The sequence below is a fragment of the Cypionkella psychrotolerans genome, assembly GCF_001294535.1.
Classification (GTDB): domain Bacteria; phylum Pseudomonadota; class Alphaproteobacteria; order Rhodobacterales; family Rhodobacteraceae; genus Cypionkella; species Cypionkella psychrotolerans.
On sequence record NZ_LGIC01000088.1, the window covers coordinates 1 to 15385 of the forward strand.

Sequence of the window (15385 nt, forward strand, 5' to 3'; positions counted from 1 at the left end):
CCCTTATCCCTGCTAGACGCGCCAAACGCCAAGCCCTGTTGGGGCTGATGTCTTCGCCCATGTCGCACAGATCATCATGCAACTTGCGGTATCCATAGACCTCGCCGCTGTCATCCCAAGCCTGCTTCAACAGCACCGTTTGGCGCTGATCCTCCAGCGCACGCTGACAAAAAGGTTCACGCAGCCATGCATAGAAGCCGCTCGGATGAACGGCCAGCATCCGGCACATAGCCCTGACGGCAAAGATTGGCCGGTGTTCGGCGATAAACGCATACCTCACCGGGATTCCCTGGCGAAGTATGCGGTCGCCTTTTTTAGGATGTCCCGTTCCTCCGTGACCCGCAGCAGATCTCGCTTCAACCGGCGGATCTCATCAGCTTGCGCATCGACCTCTTGGATCACCTTTGCGGGCCGCGAAAACTGCTTCTGCCATGTGTAGATCGACTTGGTGCTGACCCCCAATCGCTCGGCCACCTCGCGCACCGGGTAGCCCCGATCCTCGACCTGTGCGACCGCATCGCGCTTGAACTCATCTGTGAATTTGTTCGTGGACATATCGTCCTCCTTGCTTCCAAAATTACCAAGCAAGGCGTCTACAAATCTAGGGGCTATTCAAATTGGCTTGCGCGAATCTTGCCGCTACAATCCAGACCGGCCCCCGAAAGTCGGTATTCTTCCATGTAACCGGCACCCAAAATTCGCTCAACAGTGGCACCGGAAGGATCAACGGCTTGGTGTTGCTGCGTAACGCAGGCAGCAAGAAGTGGAAAAAGCAGGGCGACCGGGCAGAGGTAAAGTTTCGGCTTCATGGTATCTCCAACGTGCATGTTCTTCACTCTGTCACCAAAAGCCTTGCACCGAAAGTGGCTAGATAGCTGTTTCCGGCCCATCCCGTTCAAGTGGTAAGTAAGTGCTTATTCACTATAAGTATTTGATATAATTGAAAAATTTATGAAGAATGACTCTTGCGCACAGATTCCCGGTCTGTTTAGATTCAGGCATCGAACAGCACAAGGAACCGAACCGATGCCGAACTTCATTCCCGACGCCACCTATGACCGCCTTCTGCCTGATCTGCGCGAAGCCGCCTTGTCAGGCGACTGGCGCAGCGCCCTAGCCGAAGTGCTTGGGGCCGCCGACGTGCTGCCCGAGGTTTGCCGGGGTGATTTTGTGGAGGGTGTGCGGCTGGTGGCTTAGTTGACGTAACGTCATATGCTGTCCGGTGCATTTGATCCTTGCATATGGTAACTAAACGTGTTACCAATTAAGTGACCGATACCAAAGCAAGGCGAACCAAATGGCACTTACCCCGGCTGACAAGCAACGTCGTTACAGGGAGCGCGTGCGCAAACAAGAGACGCAAGAAAGTCTGAACACTACTGAACCCTTCAAAGAGCCTTTCTTTGAGTTCTGGGGTTATGGTGCAGATTGGAGTGCGTTTGAACTTCCACTTGCCTTGGCTGGCATCGTCGCGCCGGATTTTAAGGATGATCGTGGACCGAAGGACTTTGTGCTGCCTCACGCTACCGATGGCCTGACCGCCCCATTTGATCCCAACGATCCCTTTGATCGTCGGTCTGTTGTTTCCGGGCAGGGTTCGCTTGGCCGGGCGGAAGTCATGATTGATTGCCTTTTGGACGCGGCGGTTGCGCTATCCGGGGCTGTCCAGAGCTACAAGACGCGCGAGATCATGAAGCGCCTTGCAGAAATCGAGGCTTCCGACCTGTCGGATACCGAAGCGAAGAAGTCCGCGCTTAAAGAGGCTGCAAGGCTGCAAAAGATGCTGGACCAGCTTGAAAAGCAGGTTCGCTGGACCTTCCCGCAATGGAAGGTGACGGGCTGAAAAACGCCTAAAGAGAAGGACAGTGGCGGCGGCGCTCAAACTCATCCGCCACTGTCCAAAAACTACCGTCATCCACAGAAGGATTAAAAAGATGACCGCACTTGTTGATGTTACCACGACCACTACCCCGGCGGCAACCTTGTCGCTTGTTGAGCGTATCAAGGGCTATCTTGACACCTATAATCAGGCTGCCGCTGACGCTGATGCTGAGTATCGGCGCGAAGATCCCGACGCCCCCCCTGCACCTGTTTACGGCATCGCAGATGTGGTAAAGGGTGTGTCCGCCTCTGACATCCGCAACGGCTTGGGCTTGGATGGGCATGATGCGATGGAGTGCATTGTGGATGAAATCATGCGCGAGATCGCAGGTGACGAATATGACCCGTGGCCCGAGTTGACGAAGCAAGAATTGCGCTTCCTCATTGGTGAGAGGAGGAGCAGTTTACAGTGTCCCTATCGCCTCTTCACCGCAGCTTGGTTTGATGAACAAAAGCCTCTGACCTTTGCAGAGAGGGTTCTGGCGGATCGCCACCGCGCATGGCTGGAAAAGGATAGCTACGATAAGCGCAAGCGGCTGGCAAAGGCGCAAGCTGAGGTTGCCAAGCTGACCGGAACGGCCGCGTCATGAGCAGCACCAGCAGCCAGACCGTTGCCGCAGCGGATACCTTCGCGTTTTTCCTCTATGATGGCAGGCCGCGCGCACAACCCAACAGTGGCGGGATTATTTTCAGGCACCCCATCGTCCGTATCGGCTTCGAGGGCAAATTTACCATCAAGCGCGACACCATCACCGTTACTTTCGGTTCAAAGAAGAAGACGACCCAGCTTGGTGGAATGGACCCGCTCAACCTTGCTGAAATGCTGATGTCTGAACTGATGCGCGAAGTTCACGCAGACGCTGCCTAACCCTTACCACGACAAGCGGGCATCTTCGGATGCCCGTTTTTCTTTCCCATCCCAACAAACAGATTCAGCCAGCGACACTAAAGACTTAGGGTAACAACCCTGAGTATCAAAATGCCTGCAACCGCCACCCCGTCCGATCTGCAAAGACTACGCGCAGCACTCGCTAAAGTCGCCAAGCTGGTGATCGTGGACCCGGCTTTCTCGCCAATCTTCGCGCGTCTGGAACAAGAGATTGCACTCGCTGAGGCCGAGGGTGATCTGATCAGCCGCGCCCGAGCCGTGGCAGCGCGTCACAGCGCTATGGCTTGAATTAGCGTGTGGAGGTGTTCCAGATCAGCGCCTTCACCATAGCGTTCGCGGGTGAGCCGGTGGCCCATAAGGTCGCGCCGTATCCGTTCATCTACACCGACTTTCAACATGCGATCTTCAAACGAGTGCCGAAGTGAATAGAGGCTATGCGCTGCTGTTTCGCGCAGACCGTTCGCGGTCAGATAGTCACTGATCGCTTTTGATAGCCCTTCGCTTTCCCGGTAACGCGGAAAGCCATCGGGGAAGGCGCGCAACGCCTCTAGGCTGACACCGACAAGCGGTATCTTGCGCCGCGCATGTTTGGTTTTCAGTTTCCGACCATCCGGCTCAATGCTGATATACGGCACGTTGGAACTGAGATTGATCGTGCTTGCGGTCAGGGCGCAAATTTCCGAAGGCCGCGCGCCGGTGTTCACCATGACAAGCAAGACTGCGCGCGCTTCGGCGTCTAGCCCATCTAGCGCGCCACGTTTCAACAGCTTGTTTTTGATCCAGTCCAGAGAGAAGGGCGGGCGGGTGTTCTTTTCGCCTTCCTCTAAGCGCAACCCGCCAAGAGGTAGCGTAAGCCCGAGGCGCTTTTCTTCGTTGACCAGTTTCAGCACCTTGCCGAAGTGATCCATATTCTTGTTGACGGTGGTAGGGTTCAAATCTTCGGTTTCGATCCGTTCAAGCCACCAGTCGCGAAACGCGCGGACATCATCGCGGCTGATCTCGCCAATCGCCTTATCACCGACAACGGCAATGAAGTCGCGGATGGCCTGCTTGATCGGGCTTTTCCATTTTTTGACCTGCGCTTCTGACTTCCCGAGCGTTTTGGCCTTCGCCAGCGTCCAAAACAGTTCCAGCGCACGGGAAACCTTGATCGGCGGTTCTGCTATGGTGCCTAAGACCGCCGCCGCTTCGATCAGGTGAAGTTCATTGCCAAGAGTCTGCACGGCTTCAACCCGCTGCAAAAGTTCATGGCGTTCCAGCTTGGCAACGCGGGCCGCTGGCATGTAGCGAAAGCCACGCACGGCAGCGAGTTCCTTAGCCGCCTCAAACCGAGATTCGGCATCGGTGCTGTCACCAGCCAATCGCGCTTCCCAAGCCTCGATCATCTGCGCCCAAGCCATTGGCGCTTTTGCCTTGGCAACTGACTCGCTGTCGGTGTGAAGGCTTATCCAAACGGTTTCGCGCGCCTCTACCGGCTGGTAGCGCCGGGGAACACGTTTCACGAGTTGGTATATCTTGCCGCGTTGTTTGATGTTCATGCTGGAATGATGCACCGGAATCGCTTCAAAGCCAAGCTGAGCGCATAGCATTTTGTGTAGTAAAATGTGCAGCACTTTTGAACAAAACAAAAGGCAGTTTTTTGCAAAACTGCCGTAAGTCCTTGAAATCATTTGGTGGGCGATCTTGGAATCGAACCAAGCATGAGTCGCCTCGGCGGAGTTACAGTCCGCTGCCGCACCTTGCAGCATATCGCCCACTGCGGCGGTGATTACCGAAGCCCCAAGCGGGCGTCAAGGGCGGAAAGCGGGATTTCTGAAAGCTTTCGCCTTGCGCCCAAACCGCGCAACCCGCATTGTCGCGACCGCATGATATGGGGCTGATACGCGATGTCGGGTGATAAAAAACCAACTTGGGTTGTGGACAAAGAACGCAACCGCCGGGCTGAGGCGCGCGAAACCGTCTGGCTGTTCGGCCTGCACGCGGTGCGTGACGCGCTGATGAACCCCGCGCGCGAGAAAATCCGTCTGGTTGTCACCAAGAACGCGCTCGACAAGTTGGAGGAAGCGGTGGCTTTCGCCAAGATGGAGCCTGAACTTTCCGATCCGCGCAGTTTCTCGGTGCCGATCGACGAAGGCTCGGTGCACCAAGGCGCGGCACTTGAAGTCAAAGCGCTGAACTGGGGCAAACTGGCCGATGTGGCGATTTCGGGGGCAGGTGAGCCGCTGATCGTGCTTCTGGACCGCGTCACCGATCCGCATAACGTCGGCGCGATCCTGCGCTCGGCCGAGGTGTTTGGCGCGCGTGCCGTCGTCGCCCCCCGCCACCATTCCGCCCCGGAAACCGGTGCTTTGGCCAAAACCGCCAGCGGCGCTTTGGAGCGTCAGCCTTACCTAAAAGTCACCAACTTGGCCGAAGCGATGGTTGAGCTGAAAGCCATGGGTTACACTCTGGTCGGCCTTGATGGTGATGGCACGGTGGAGTTGTCCGAAGCGATGGCCTCCGTCGGCAAGCGCCCCGTCGCCTTGGTCTTGGGTGCCGAAGGCCCCGGCCTGCGTGAGAAAACCCGCGAAACCTGCGATATGATCGCCCGCATTCCGTTCGTGGGGGAATTTGGCAGCCTCAACGTCTCGAACGCAGCAGCGGTGGGCCTCTACGCTGCCGCCACTCGCTAAACTTTATCTAAATTGTTATCCTCTGCGCGTAAATATCCTTGGGTGCGTAGAAGTTTGCTCCGAAGGAGCGAAGAAACGTCGTAGCGGCGGGCTAGCCGCTCAGGCTTTGCCGCAGCTGCATCATCACAAATGCGCGACCGCCTCTTAAATCCGGCGCTGTGGTATCCATATCATCATGACGCGAGCCGGAACTCTCGCGGTGCCTGTTTACTGTCCCTCGTTCCACACCTTGACGTCCGGCCCACGGGTTGATCCTGTGCCCCGGACGTCTTTTTATTCACAGCCTACACTCTGGAGCCTGCCATGCTGCACAGCACCGATGCCGAAATCCGCGATATCTTAAGCACAGTGCAGACCATCGCCGTCGTTGGCTGGTCGCCGAACCCCGACCGCCCGAGCCATGGCGTGGCGCGGTTTTTGGCGCAGCAGGGCTATCGGGTGATCCCGGTCAATCCGGGGCAGGCGGGACAGGTGGCCTTGGGTGAAGTGGTCCGTGCCAGCCTGTCCGAGATCGAAGGCGGTGTGGATATGGTCGATATCTTCCGCCGCTCGGAAGAAGCGGGTGCGGTGGTGGATCAGGCTTTGGCAGCTTTTCCCAACCTCAAAGCCGTCTGGATGCAGCTAGGCGTGACAGATGCCGAGGCCGCCAAGCGCGCCGAAGCCCGCGGGGTAACAGCGATCATGAACCGCTGCCCCGCCATCGAAATTCCCCGCCTCGGCATCGCGCGAAAATCTTAACAAGCGGTAAACGCCCGACCGTAACCTATTGATTTTATATAGGAGCAGCCTCTGTCCACGCGTGGACATCCCGTGCCGCACAGCGCTTGCACCGCCGATAGCCGCCGGCCTCAGCCTGCTCTGCGGCTGCAAAAACCCGCAAATTCTTCCGCAGCGGCGGGCGCGAGGGGCAGCCGAAATCACAATAAATCCCGGTGCTCGCCACCCCATAAAACCCCGCCCGCGCGACCTTGCCCAGCAAATCCTGCCAGTCCTGATCCAAAGCCTCGCATCCGCCCGTCAAAGCCATTTCAAAACCCGCCCATCCAATGCCACCAATCCCGCCGCGATCAATCCAAACCCGGCCAACTGCCGCCCCGAGATCGCATCCCCTAGAAACACCGCCCCCAGCAGGCAAGCCGACACCGGCACCAAAAACGTCACCAGCATCAGATTGGTCGGCCCGGCTGACGCCAGCAGACGGAAATAAATCAGATAGGCCAGCGCCGTGGAAAACGCCGCAATCGCCAGCACAGCCGCGATGACGGGAAGCCCCGGCACCGGCAGGCTCCACGGTCGATCCACCACCAGCCAGATCGGCAGCAACAGCACCGCCGCCGAAATCACCTGCCCGAAAGCCGTCGCCAGTGGCGGCACCCCTAAGCTTCGAAACCGCCGCCCCCAAATCCCCGCCAGCCCATAAGAAAACGCCGCCCCCAGACAAGCAAGACTGGCCCAGAGATCGCCCACAGCCGCCCCGCCCATCATCACCACCACGCCGGCAAAGCCGCAAGCCAGCCCTGCGGCCTTCGGAACAGTGATCTTCTCATCGGTCAACAGATGCGCCAACAGGACGCCCCAGAGCGGCGTGGTGGCGTTCAGGATCGAGGCCATCCCGCCACTGATCCGCCCCTGTGCCAGCACAAACAGCGTGAACGGGATCGCATTGTTCAGCAGCCCCATCACTGCAAGCGCCCGCCACACCGGAACGCCTTTCGGAAACGCTGTGCCACTGACCCACAAAGCCAGCGCGAGAAAGCCGGTGCCAAGCCCAACCCGCCCCCACACGACACTCAACGTCGGCAGGCCGTGCAGTGCGATCGCCACAAAGAAAAACGACCCGCCCCACAGCAGGGACAGGATCGCCAGACGAAACCAATCTTTAGCGGACATTGCAGGCTCCCTTCACAGGTCGCCAGATAAACCGGACCGCCCCAGAAAAGCGACCCGCTTTATGCTATTTCTTCCGCAGCTACTTCACCCGGGTCCAAGTGCCGCCATCGCGGCAAATCCCGAACACGCAACCCCGCACCGCCAGCTTGTTACCCGCCAGCATCATGTCCGAATTATAGGTCTTGTCGCGGTCCGGCGACCAGATCTGGCCATCGTCGTAAAGCCCGTCCGAGTAGGCGACCATATCCCAGACGATCTTCTTGCCGACGTTCTCACTGGCTTTTTCTTTGCCATCCGCGCCAAACGCCTTGATCAACGTGCCACAAAACGTCGCGCCACAGGGCTTGATCTGCACATAACCGAAATTGCCATTGTCATCGGGCTTGGTTTTCCAAATCCCCTCCACCGGGTCGGCGAAAGCCGCGCTTGCGCCAAAGGTCAGCGTGGCGGCGAGTATCAGTTTCTTCAGCATGGTTTCCTCCCTCAAGGTCTTTCACAGGTTTGCGCGCAATCTTGGGCAAATCAACACTGACGTGGGGTCGCGCGGGTCTTGGCAATCGCGTCCGAGCACCCTAAAGCCTGCGGCAGAGATACGGAGGCTGTGATGATCCTATACCCGGCGATTGATCTGAAAGACGGCCAATGCGTGCGGCTGCTGCGCGGTGAGATGTCAGAGGCCACGGTGTTTGGCGATGACCCGGCGGCGCAGGCGCTGAAGTTTCAGGACGCGGGCTGCGCATGGCTGCATCTGGTCGATCTGAACGGCGCGTTTGCCGGGGCTCCGGTCAATGCGGCGGCGGTTGAGGCGATCTTGGCCCGCGTGCGCGTGCCTGCGCAGTTGGGCGGCGGTATCCGCGACATGGCGACGATTGCGATGTGGCTGGAAAAGGGCCTGTCGAGGGTGATTTTGGGCACGGTGGCGGTGGAAAATCCGGCGCTGGTGCGTGTGGCGGCAAAGGCGTTCCCCGGTCAGGTTGCGGTGGGGATCGACGCCCGCAAAGGCTTCGTGGCGACCAAAGGCTGGGCGGTCGAAACCACAGTGAAAGTCACTGACCTCGCCCGCAGTTTTGAAGATGCTGGCGTCGCTGCGATCATCTACACCGACATCGACCGTGACGGCGCGATGCAGGGCCCGAACATCGAGGCGACCGAGGCTTTAGCACGGGCCGTCAGCATCCCGGTGATCGCGAGCGGGGGCGTCAGCCGGATGGAGGACTTGATCGCTTTGCGTGATACGGGTGTTATCGCGGGTGCGATCTCGGGGCGGGCGCTGTATGACGGGGCGATTGATCTGACCGCCGCGCTGAAGGTTCTGAGCCACTAGGTCATCCTCTGTGCTCAAATATCCTCAGGGTGAGGCGAAGCCGAGGGAGCGAGCCCCCTTTCGCCGCGCCGTCGCAAGCGATAAGGTCAAATCATGCTGAAAACCCGCCTGATCCCCTGCCTTGATGTCGCCGATGGCCGCGTGGTCAAGGGGGTGAATTTTGTCTCCCTGCGCGACGCGGGCGATCCGGTGGAAGCCGCGCGCGCCTATGATGCGGCGGGGGCGGATGAGCTGTGTTTTCTCGACATCCACGCGACGCACGAAAATCGCGGCACCATGTTTGATCTGGTGACGCGGACGGCTGAGGCTTGCTTCATGCCGCTGACCGTGGGCGGCGGGGTGCGCACGCATGAAGACGTGCGGGCGTTGCTGTTGGCGGGGGCGGATAAGGTGTCGTTCAACTCGGCAGCGGTGGCGAACCCGGATGTGGTGGCCGAGGCGGCGGATCGGTTTGGGTCGCAGTGCATCGTGGTGGCGATTGATGCCAAGACCGTCAGCCCCGGCAAATGGGAGATTTTCACCCATGGCGGGCGTAACGCCACCGGGATTGATGCGGTGGAATTTGCGCGGTTGGTGGTGGCGAAGGGGGCGGGGGAAATCCTGCTGACCTCGATGGACCGCGATGGCACGCGGGCGGGGTTCAATCTGGGCCTGACGCGGGCGGTGTCGGATGCGGTCACGGTGCCGGTGATTGCCTCGGGCGGAGTGGGGACATTGGAGCATCTGGTGGAGGGTGTCACCAAGGGCGGTGCTTCGGCAGTGCTGGCGGCGTCGATCTTTCATTTCGGCGAGTTTTCGATTGGCGAGGCGAAGCAGTACATGGCTGCGGCGGGTATTCCGATGAGGTTGGCATGAGCGCGCTGGAGCGGTTGAGCGAGACGATTTTAACCCGCAGATCGGCGGACCCGGAGAGTTCTTGGACAGCGAAATTGCTGGCCAAGGGACCGGAGAAATGCGCTGAGAAGTTCGGGGAAGAAGCCATTGAGGCGATTATTGAGGCGGTGAAGGGGGACCGCGTCAAGCTGACCTCGGAGGCGGCGGATGTGGTCTATCATTTGCTGGTGATGTTGGCGGCGCGGGACGTTTCGTTGGGGGATGTTCTGGCGGAATTGGAGCGGCGCGAGGGGGTTTCGGGGATTGTGGAGAAGGCGGCTCGGTAGGTGGTCCCGAGTTGGGACCGTGAGGGGTATTGAACAATATCAATGCGTTGTATTTTCGATTTAGAGATTTTTAACGATTGCGCTGGGTGAGGTGGTGGAGCCTCCGGCGGGGATATTTAGGCCAAGATGAAATTGTTAAGGGGGTTGCGGGTTTAGCCGAATACCGACCAACCCATGCCGCGCGCCAGTTTTTCCACCGCGATGGAGCCGAGTTTGGAGTTGCCATAGTCGTTCAGACCCGGCGACCAGACCGCGATTGAGGCTTTGCCGGGGGCGATCGCCAGAATACCGCCGCCGACCCCGGATTTGCCGGGAAGGCCGACGCGATAGGCGAATTCGCCCGAGGCGTCGTAGTGGCCGCAGGTCATCATCAACGCGTTGATGCGGCGGATGCGGGCGATTGAGACGAGGCGAGGGCAACCGGGCGCACCGAGCAGGAAGCGGCCCGCGCGGGCGAGTTGGGCGGTGGTCATCTCAACCGCGCATTGGTGGACATAGGTGCCGATGGCAAGCGCGGTTGGATTGCGCAGATTGCCCATCGCGGCCATGAACGAGGCGAGGGCGATGTTGCGATGCGCGGTGGCTTGTTCGGAGGCCGCCACCGCTTTGTTGATGCTGATCGTTTCATCCTCGGCGGCGGCTTGGATGAAACGGAGGAGTTCAGCCAGAACTTCGCGCGGTTGGCGACCTTGCAGAATAGCATCGGTGACGGCGATGGCCCCGGCGTTGACGAACGGATTGCGCGGGATGCCGTTTTCTTGCTCCAACTGCAGGATCGAGTTGAAGGCGAGGCCAGATGGCTCGCGGCCAACCCGCGTCCAGATTTGATCGCCCAAGCGCCCCAAGGCGATGGCGAGGGTGAAGACCTTGGAGATTGACTGGATCGAGAACGGTGTCGCGGCGTCGCCTGCGGTGAGGGTTTCGCCTGAAGGCAATGCCACCGCGATGCCAAATTGCTGCGGGTCGATTTTCGCCAGTTCGGGGATGTAGTTGGCGACTGTGCCGCGATCTGTGGCATCGTGCATCTCGGCGGCGATCTGGTCGAGCAGAGCCTGCATCACTTACGGCTTCCAGCGCAGGAAATTGCCGATCAGGCGCAGGCCAGTGGCTTGGCTTTTCTCGGGGTGGAACTGCATCCCCAGCATGGTGTCGCGGCCGATGATCGCGGTGATGTCGCCCGCGTAATCAACATGGGCGAGTCGTTCGCCGGGGTTTTCAACGCGGAAATGGTAGGAGTGGACGAAATAGGCGTGGTCGCCGGTTTTGATTCCTTCGAGCACCGGGTGCGGGTGGTCGATGATCAGGTCGTTCCAGCCCATATGCGGGACCTTTAGGCTCGGATCGCTGGGGGTGATTTTCACCACTTCGCCCGGAATCCACGCGAAGCCCTTGGTGTCTTCGTATTCGCGGCCCCATGTGGCCATCATCTGCATGCCGACACAGATGCCCAAGAACGGACGGGCGCGGCGTGTGACGGCTTCCTCAATGGCCTCAAACAGCCCGCCGTAAGTGCCCAAGGCGCGGCGGCAGGCGGGGAAGGCGCCGTCACCAGGCAGCACGATCCGGTCGGCGCGGGCGACATCCTCGGGGCGGGAGGAGACCAGCACTTCGCCCGCATCGGTTTCCAGCGCCATGCGTTGGAACGCCTTTTCAGCCGAGTGCAGGTTGCCGGAATCGTAGTCTACGAGGACGGTGAGCATTTTGACGGGCCTTGGGTTGCTGGGGCGTCGGATGCCTCCGGCGGGGATATTTGAGCGCAGAGGATGGGTTGAGCGGCAAAAAGCAGGGGCTAGAGTGCGCCTTTGGTGGAAGGCAGGACGCCTGCCATGCGGGGGTCGGGTTCGACGGCTTCGCGTAAGGCCCGCGCGACGGATTTGAAGGCGGCTTCGGCGATGTGGTGGCTGTTGATGCCGTGGATCAGATCGACATGCAGGGTGATGCCGCCGTGGGTGGCGAGGGCTTGGAAGAATTCGCGCACCAGTTCGGTGTCAAACGTGCCGATTTTGGCGGCGGTGAAGGCGATATTCCAGACGAGGAAGGGGCGTGCGGAGAGGTCTAACGCGCAGGCGACTTGGGTGTCGTCCATCGCCAGCTGGAAATGGCCGTAGCGGCGTATGCCTTTCTTGTCGCCCAAAGCGCGGGTCAGGGCTTGGCCGAGGGCGATGCCGACGTCTTCGACGGTATGGTGATCGTCGATGTGCAGATCGCCCGTGGCCTGAACGGTGAGGTCGATCAGCGAATGGCGGGCGAGTTGATCGAGCATGTGGTCGAAGAAGCCGACGCCGGTTTTGATCTTGGCTTGGCCGGAACCGTCGAGGTTGATGGCGACTTCGATCTTGGTCTCATTGGTGTTGCGGGTGATCTCGGCTGTGCGCATCGGCGGCTCCGGTGTCAGGGTTGCGGCCTTATAGGGCGGGGGGGGCGGTTTGGAAAGGCTTTGGCTGCTGGACCTTTGGCGCAGGCCGCCTATTGTGGCGCGGATATTTGGCGGCAATCTGGTGAGACATGACAACTTATACCTGCTTCAAGGCCTATGACATTCGCGGCAAGCTCGGCGACGAGCTAAATGCAGATATTGCGCGGCGGATCGGACGGGCGTTTGCCGAGGGCTTGGGGGCAAAGCGCGTGGTGCTGGGGCAGGATTGCCGGGCGTCCTCGGCGGAACTGGCGCAGGCTGTGGCCGAGGGGCTGGTGGCGGCGGGGGGCGAGGTGATGGATCTGGGCCTGTGCGGCACCGAGGAGATGTATTTTGCCACCACGGCGCTGGAGGCGGATGGTGGCATCGAGGTGACGGCCTCGCACAATCCGATGGATTACAATGGCATGAAGATGGTGCGGCGGGGGTCTGCGCCGTTGGATGCTGCGACTGGGCTGGCGCGGATCAAGGCTTTGGCGGAGAGCGGGGCATTTGCTGAGGCGTTGCCTGCGGGGCGTGTGGTCGATGCTAGCGGGACTCGGGCGGGGTTTGTCGAGCGCGTGTTGTCGTTTGTTGATGTGGGCGCGCTGCGACCTTTGAAGATCGTGGTGAACGCGGGCAATGGCGCGGCGGGGCCGACGTTTGATGCGATTGCTGAGGCTTTGGCGGCGGCGGGGGCTCCGCTGGAGTTTGTGCGAATGCATCATCAGCCGGACGGCAGTTTTCCGAACGGCATCCCGAACCCGTTGTTGCCGGAAAACCAACCGGTGACGGCGGCGGCGGTCGTTGCGGCGGGGGCGGATATGGGCGTGGCTTGGGATGGCGATTTCGACCGTTGCTTCTTGTTCGATGCGAGCGGTGGCTTTGTGGCCGGGGAATATCTCGTCGGGTTGTTGGCGGAAGTGTTTTTGGCGAAAGAGCCGGGGGCCGTGATCATCCATGACCCGCGGGTGATCTGGAACACGCAGGATGTGGTGGCGCGGGCGGGCGGGACCACGGTAGCGGCACCGACAGGGCACGCGTTTCTGAAGCAGGCGTTGCGCGATACCGGGGCGATTTATGGCGGCGAGATGTCGGCGCACCACTATTTCCGCGATTTCATGGCCTGCGATTCTGGGATGATCCCGTGGCTGTTGGTGGCGGAGCTGATGGGGCGGTCGGGGCTTTCGCTCGCCGATCTGCTGGCGGCGCGGCGGGCGGCGTTTCCGTCTTCGGGTGAGATCAACTTTCGGGTCAAGGACGCCAAGGCCACGGTGGCGCGGATCGAGGCGGTTTATGCGCCGCAAGCGGTCGGGCGGCAGGATATCGACGGGTTGTCGCTGGAGTTTGGCGATTGGCGGTTCAATTTGCGGTCTTCCAACACCGAGCCGTTGCTGCGGCTGAACGTGGAATCGCACGGGCGGCTGGATCTGGTAGAAAAGGCCGTGGCGGAGATTTCGGCTTTGATCGGGTCGGTGGGCTGAGATGCCGGATGCCTCCGGCTAGCCGGAATGCTTTAGCATTCCGGACTGGATATTTGGGCCAAGATGAAAGCCCCGAAGGGATTTTCTCTTTCTTAAATACTCCCGCCAGAGGCTCTTTCTTGTTACATCACCGCACCGATTTGCCATGGCACGAACTCGGCCCCACCAAAGCCGAGGTCTTCCGAGAAGGTGCGCTGTCCTGACGCCACAGCGATGACTTTCTCAAGGATTTCAGCACCTTTCGCGGCGATGCTCACACCGTTTGTGAGGATGTCGCCGCAGTTGATGTCCATATCTTCGGCCATGCGGGCATACATTTCACTGTTGGTCGCAAGCTTGATGCAGGGGCTGGGTTTATAGCCGGAGACTGAGCCGCGTCCGGTGGTGAAGATGATCATCGTGGCCCCGGAGGCGATTTGTCCGGTGACGGAACAGGGATCATAGCCGGGGCTGTCCATATAGGTGAAGCCGGGGGTGGTGATCGGTTCGGCGAATTTATAGACGCCGACGAGGGGGGCTGTGCCGCCTTTGGCGACGGCGCCGAGGGATTTCTCCAGGATCGTGGTCAAGCCGCCCTTTTTGTTGCCGGGGGAAGGGTTGTTGTCCATCTCGCCGCCGTTGCGGGCGGTGTAATCTTCCCACCACTGGATGCGTTCCAGCAGTTTCTCGCCAACCTCTTTCGAGACGGCGCGGCGGGTCAGCAGGTGTTCGGCACCGTAAATCTCGGGGGTTTCTGACAGGATTGTAGTGCCGCCCATCTGCACCAGCAAGTCGGACATATGTCCAAGTGCCGGATTGGCGGTGATGCCGGAATAACCGTCCGAGCCGCCGCATTGCAACCCGATGATCAGCTTGGAGACTGGCGCAGGGGCGCGGCCGGTATGGCTGGCGACCTCGGCCATCTCGCGCAGAACCTTCAGTCCCGCGGCAATCGTGGCGCGGGTGCCGCCGGTTTGCTGGATGGTCATGTAGCGGAAATTGCCATCGGGGCGCAGGCGGCCTTGGCCGACGAGGTCTGGCACCTGCATCACTTCGCAGCCCAACCCCACCAGCAGGATGCCGCCGAAATTGGCGTTGCGGGCGTAGCCTTTAAGGGTGCGCATCAGGGTGTCGTAGCCCTCATTCACGCCAGACATGCCACATCCGGTATTGTGCACGATGGGCACAAAGCCGTCGATATTCGGCATTGCCGACAGCACCGGGTCTTTCTCGGCGGCTTCGGCGATAAAGCGGGCGACCGAGCCGGAGCAGTTCACCGAGGTGAGGATGCCGATGTAATTGCGGGTGCCGACTTGGCCATCGGCGCGGTGGTAGCCCAAGAATTCACGCGGCGGCAAAGCGGGCAGCGGGTGGCTTTCGCTGCCGATGGCGTAATCGTCGGTATGTGGCCCCATGCCGAGATTGTGGCTGTGAATATGCGCGCCGGGGGGGATATCGACCAAGGCTTGACCGATGATCTGGCCGTAGCGGATCACCTGCTCGCCCGCAGCAATCGGGCGGGTGGCGATTTTGTGGCCACGGGGAATCGCTTGGGTGGTGGCAATCTCCAGCCCGCCCGGCTGCGCCCCTGCGGGCAGATCGACCAAGGCGATCACCAGATTATCGGCTGGATTTAACCGTATCACACTTTGATTGCTTTGTAACATTTTGCTGTCGCCTTTGCTTGATCCCGAGGCTTGGCTCGGCTAAC

Annotated in this window: 20 protein-coding genes, 1 tRNA gene and 1 pseudogene; 11 read left to right on the forward strand and 11 right to left on the reverse strand. The window is 60.1% G+C overall.

Translation table 11 applies throughout. The features are described from left to right. Positions 1–555 (reverse strand): annotated as a pseudogene (locus tag AKV04_RS27370) (transposase); the annotation flags it as partial. A 53-nt stretch (positions 556–608) separates the two neighbouring features. Next, entirely contained in the window at positions 609–809 is a 201-nt protein-coding gene (locus AKV04_RS26360) for a hypothetical protein (protein ID WP_156317769.1), read from the reverse strand. Between the two features lie 217 nt (positions 810–1026). Between AKV04_RS26360 and AKV04_RS26365 the strand changes: the two genes are divergently transcribed. From AKV04_RS26365 to AKV04_RS22590, 5 genes are all read left to right on the forward strand, one after another. After that, positions 1027–1197, forward strand: a complete 171-nt coding sequence (locus AKV04_RS26365) for a hypothetical protein (protein ID WP_156317771.1) — start codon at positions 1027–1029, stop codon at positions 1195–1197. Between the two features lie 100 nt (positions 1198–1297). Further along, positions 1298–1843 carry a hypothetical protein gene (locus tag AKV04_RS22575; protein WP_054008670.1) on the forward strand — a complete coding sequence of 182 codons (546 nt, stop codon included), beginning with the start codon at positions 1298–1300 and terminating at the stop codon, positions 1841–1843. Positions 1844–1865: 22 nt separating this feature from the next. Beyond that, the gene (locus AKV04_RS22580) at positions 1866–2471 is read left to right on the forward strand and encodes a hypothetical protein (protein WP_156317773.1); all 606 of its coding nucleotides are present in this window, start codon (positions 1866–1868) and stop codon (positions 2469–2471) included. After that, a complete protein-coding gene (locus AKV04_RS22585; RefSeq protein WP_054008672.1) occupies positions 2468–2749 on the forward strand; it encodes a hypothetical protein in 282 nt (93 codons plus the stop codon). The genes AKV04_RS22580 and AKV04_RS22585 overlap by 4 nt, the downstream gene beginning before the upstream one ends. Before the next feature lie 111 nt (positions 2750–2860). After that, positions 2861–3058: a hypothetical protein gene (locus AKV04_RS22590; RefSeq protein ID WP_054008673.1), complete on the forward strand. Its 198-nt coding sequence runs from the start codon at positions 2861–2863 to the stop codon at positions 3056–3058. Here AKV04_RS22590 and AKV04_RS22595 read toward each other — a convergent pair. Both AKV04_RS22595 and AKV04_RS22600 read right to left on the reverse strand, forming a co-directional pair. Next, positions 3040–4359: a tyrosine-type recombinase/integrase gene (locus AKV04_RS22595; RefSeq protein ID WP_328287165.1), complete on the reverse strand. Its 1320-nt coding sequence runs from the start codon at positions 4357–4359 to the stop codon at positions 3040–3042. The two genes, AKV04_RS22590 and AKV04_RS22595, sit on opposite strands and share 19 nt — an antisense overlap. 82 nt (positions 4360–4441) lie before the next feature. Continuing rightward, a tRNA-Tyr gene (locus tag AKV04_RS22600) sits at positions 4442–4525 on the reverse strand. Positions 4526–4656: 131 nt separating this feature from the next. On the opposite strand from AKV04_RS22600, the gene rlmB reads away from it, so the two are divergent. Together rlmB and AKV04_RS22610 are read left to right on the forward strand one after the other, a co-directional pair. Beyond that, a complete protein-coding gene (gene rlmB, locus AKV04_RS22605; protein WP_054008674.1) occupies positions 4657–5442 on the forward strand; it encodes a 23S rRNA (guanosine(2251)-2'-O)-methyltransferase RlmB in 786 nt (261 codons plus the stop codon). 303 nt (positions 5443–5745) lie between these two features. Then, on the forward strand, positions 5746–6180 hold the full coding sequence (locus AKV04_RS22610; protein ID WP_054008675.1) for a CoA-binding protein: 435 nt from the start codon (positions 5746–5748) through the stop codon (positions 6178–6180). 34 nt (positions 6181–6214) lie between these two features. Here the strand turns inward: AKV04_RS22610 and AKV04_RS22615 are convergent, their stop codons facing one another. The 3 genes from AKV04_RS22615 to AKV04_RS22625 form a co-directional block, all read right to left on the reverse strand. Beyond that, positions 6215–6469 carry an Ada metal-binding domain-containing protein gene (locus tag AKV04_RS22615; RefSeq protein WP_054008676.1) on the reverse strand — a complete coding sequence of 85 codons (255 nt, stop codon included), beginning with the start codon at positions 6467–6469 and terminating at the stop codon, positions 6215–6217. Further along, positions 6460–7332, reverse strand: a complete 873-nt coding sequence (locus tag AKV04_RS22620) for a DMT family transporter (protein ID WP_054008677.1) — start codon at positions 7330–7332, stop codon at positions 6460–6462. Before AKV04_RS22620 ends, AKV04_RS22615 begins: the two co-directional genes overlap by 10 nt. A gap of 79 nt (positions 7333–7411) precedes the next feature. After that, positions 7412–7804, reverse strand: coding sequence for a DUF2147 domain-containing protein (locus AKV04_RS22625; RefSeq protein WP_054008678.1), 393 nt, complete (start codon positions 7802–7804; stop codon positions 7412–7414). 132 nt (positions 7805–7936) lie between these two features. Here AKV04_RS22625 and hisA point away from each other — a divergent pair, with 132 nt between their 5' ends. The 3 genes from hisA (at position 7937) to AKV04_RS22640 (ending at position 9816) form a co-directional block, all read left to right on the forward strand. Continuing rightward, positions 7937–8656 carry a 1-(5-phosphoribosyl)-5-[(5-phosphoribosylamino)methylideneamino]imidazole-4-carboxamide isomerase gene (hisA, locus tag AKV04_RS22630; RefSeq protein WP_054008679.1) on the forward strand — a complete coding sequence of 240 codons (720 nt, stop codon included), beginning with the start codon at positions 7937–7939 and terminating at the stop codon, positions 8654–8656. A gap of 93 nt (positions 8657–8749) precedes the next feature. After that, positions 8750–9511, forward strand: coding sequence for an imidazole glycerol phosphate synthase subunit HisF (hisF, locus tag AKV04_RS22635; RefSeq protein ID WP_054008680.1), 762 nt, complete (start codon positions 8750–8752; stop codon positions 9509–9511). Continuing rightward, on the forward strand, positions 9508–9816 hold the full coding sequence (locus AKV04_RS22640) for a phosphoribosyl-ATP diphosphatase (RefSeq protein ID WP_054008681.1): 309 nt from the start codon (positions 9508–9510) through the stop codon (positions 9814–9816). The genes hisF and AKV04_RS22640 overlap by 4 nt, the downstream gene beginning before the upstream one ends. Before the next feature lie 152 nt (positions 9817–9968). Here the strand turns inward: AKV04_RS22640 and AKV04_RS22645 are convergent, their stop codons facing one another. From AKV04_RS22645 to hisB, 3 genes are all read right to left on the reverse strand, one after another. Continuing rightward, positions 9969–10874, reverse strand: a complete 906-nt coding sequence (locus AKV04_RS22645; RefSeq protein WP_054008682.1) for a glutaminase — start codon at positions 10872–10874, stop codon at positions 9969–9971. Positions 10875–10877: 3 nt separating this feature from the next. Continuing rightward, on the reverse strand, positions 10878–11516 hold the full coding sequence (hisH, locus tag AKV04_RS22650; RefSeq protein WP_054008683.1) for an imidazole glycerol phosphate synthase subunit HisH: 639 nt from the start codon (positions 11514–11516) through the stop codon (positions 10878–10880). A gap of 89 nt (positions 11517–11605) precedes the next feature. Beyond that, positions 11606–12193, reverse strand: coding sequence for an imidazoleglycerol-phosphate dehydratase HisB (hisB, locus tag AKV04_RS22655; protein ID WP_054008684.1), 588 nt, complete (start codon positions 12191–12193; stop codon positions 11606–11608). 128 nt (positions 12194–12321) lie between these two features. Between hisB and AKV04_RS22660 the strand changes: the two genes are divergently transcribed. Next, entirely contained in the window at positions 12322–13695 is a 1374-nt protein-coding gene (locus AKV04_RS22660; RefSeq protein ID WP_054008685.1) for a phosphohexomutase domain-containing protein, read from the forward strand. A 122-nt stretch (positions 13696–13817) separates the two neighbouring features. Here the strand turns inward: AKV04_RS22660 and AKV04_RS22665 are convergent, their stop codons facing one another. Beyond that, positions 13818–15341: a UxaA family hydrolase gene (locus tag AKV04_RS22665; protein ID WP_054008686.1), complete on the reverse strand. Its 1524-nt coding sequence runs from the start codon at positions 15339–15341 to the stop codon at positions 13818–13820. Between the last annotated feature and the right edge of the window lie 44 nt (positions 15342–15385).

Coding starts and splice junctions, on each gene's coding strand:
- AKV04_RS26360 (WP_156317769.1), bottom strand. CDS start 809: ATGAAGCCGAAACTTTACCTCTGCCCGGTCGCCCTGCTTTTTCCACTT.
- AKV04_RS26365 (WP_156317771.1), top strand. CDS start 1,027: ATGCCGAACTTCATTCCCGACGCCACCTATGACCGCCTTCTGCCTGAT.
- AKV04_RS22575 (WP_054008670.1), top strand. CDS start 1,298: ATGGCACTTACCCCGGCTGACAAGCAACGTCGTTACAGGGAGCGCGTG.
- AKV04_RS22585 (WP_054008672.1), top strand. CDS start 2,468: ATGAGCAGCACCAGCAGCCAGACCGTTGCCGCAGCGGATACCTTCGCG.
- AKV04_RS22590 (WP_054008673.1), top strand. CDS start 2,861: ATGCCTGCAACCGCCACCCCGTCCGATCTGCAAAGACTACGCGCAGCA.
- AKV04_RS22595 (WP_328287165.1), bottom strand. CDS start 4,359: ATGCTATGCGCTCAGCTTGGCTTTGAAGCGATTCCGGTGCATCATTCC.
- rlmB (WP_054008674.1), top strand. CDS start 4,657: ATGTCGGGTGATAAAAAACCAACTTGGGTTGTGGACAAAGAACGCAAC.
- AKV04_RS22610 (WP_054008675.1), top strand. CDS start 5,746: ATGCTGCACAGCACCGATGCCGAAATCCGCGATATCTTAAGCACAGTG.
- AKV04_RS22615 (WP_054008676.1), bottom strand. CDS start 6,469: ATGGCTTTGACGGGCGGATGCGAGGCTTTGGATCAGGACTGGCAGGAT.
- AKV04_RS22620 (WP_054008677.1), bottom strand. CDS start 7,332: ATGTCCGCTAAAGATTGGTTTCGTCTGGCGATCCTGTCCCTGCTGTGG.
- AKV04_RS22625 (WP_054008678.1), bottom strand. CDS start 7,804: ATGCTGAAGAAACTGATACTCGCCGCCACGCTGACCTTTGGCGCAAGC.
- hisA (WP_054008679.1), top strand. CDS start 7,937: ATGATCCTATACCCGGCGATTGATCTGAAAGACGGCCAATGCGTGCGG.
- hisF (WP_054008680.1), top strand. CDS start 8,750: ATGCTGAAAACCCGCCTGATCCCCTGCCTTGATGTCGCCGATGGCCGC.
- AKV04_RS22640 (WP_054008681.1), top strand. CDS start 9,508: ATGAGCGCGCTGGAGCGGTTGAGCGAGACGATTTTAACCCGCAGATCG.
- AKV04_RS22645 (WP_054008682.1), bottom strand. CDS start 10,874: ATGCAGGCTCTGCTCGACCAGATCGCCGCCGAGATGCACGATGCCACA.
- hisH (WP_054008683.1), bottom strand. CDS start 11,516: ATGCTCACCGTCCTCGTAGACTACGATTCCGGCAACCTGCACTCGGCT.
- hisB (WP_054008684.1), bottom strand. CDS start 12,193: ATGCGCACAGCCGAGATCACCCGCAACACCAATGAGACCAAGATCGAA.
- AKV04_RS22660 (WP_054008685.1), top strand. CDS start 12,322: ATGACAACTTATACCTGCTTCAAGGCCTATGACATTCGCGGCAAGCTC.
- AKV04_RS22665 (WP_054008686.1), bottom strand. CDS start 15,341: ATGTTACAAAGCAATCAAAGTGTGATACGGTTAAATCCAGCCGATAAT.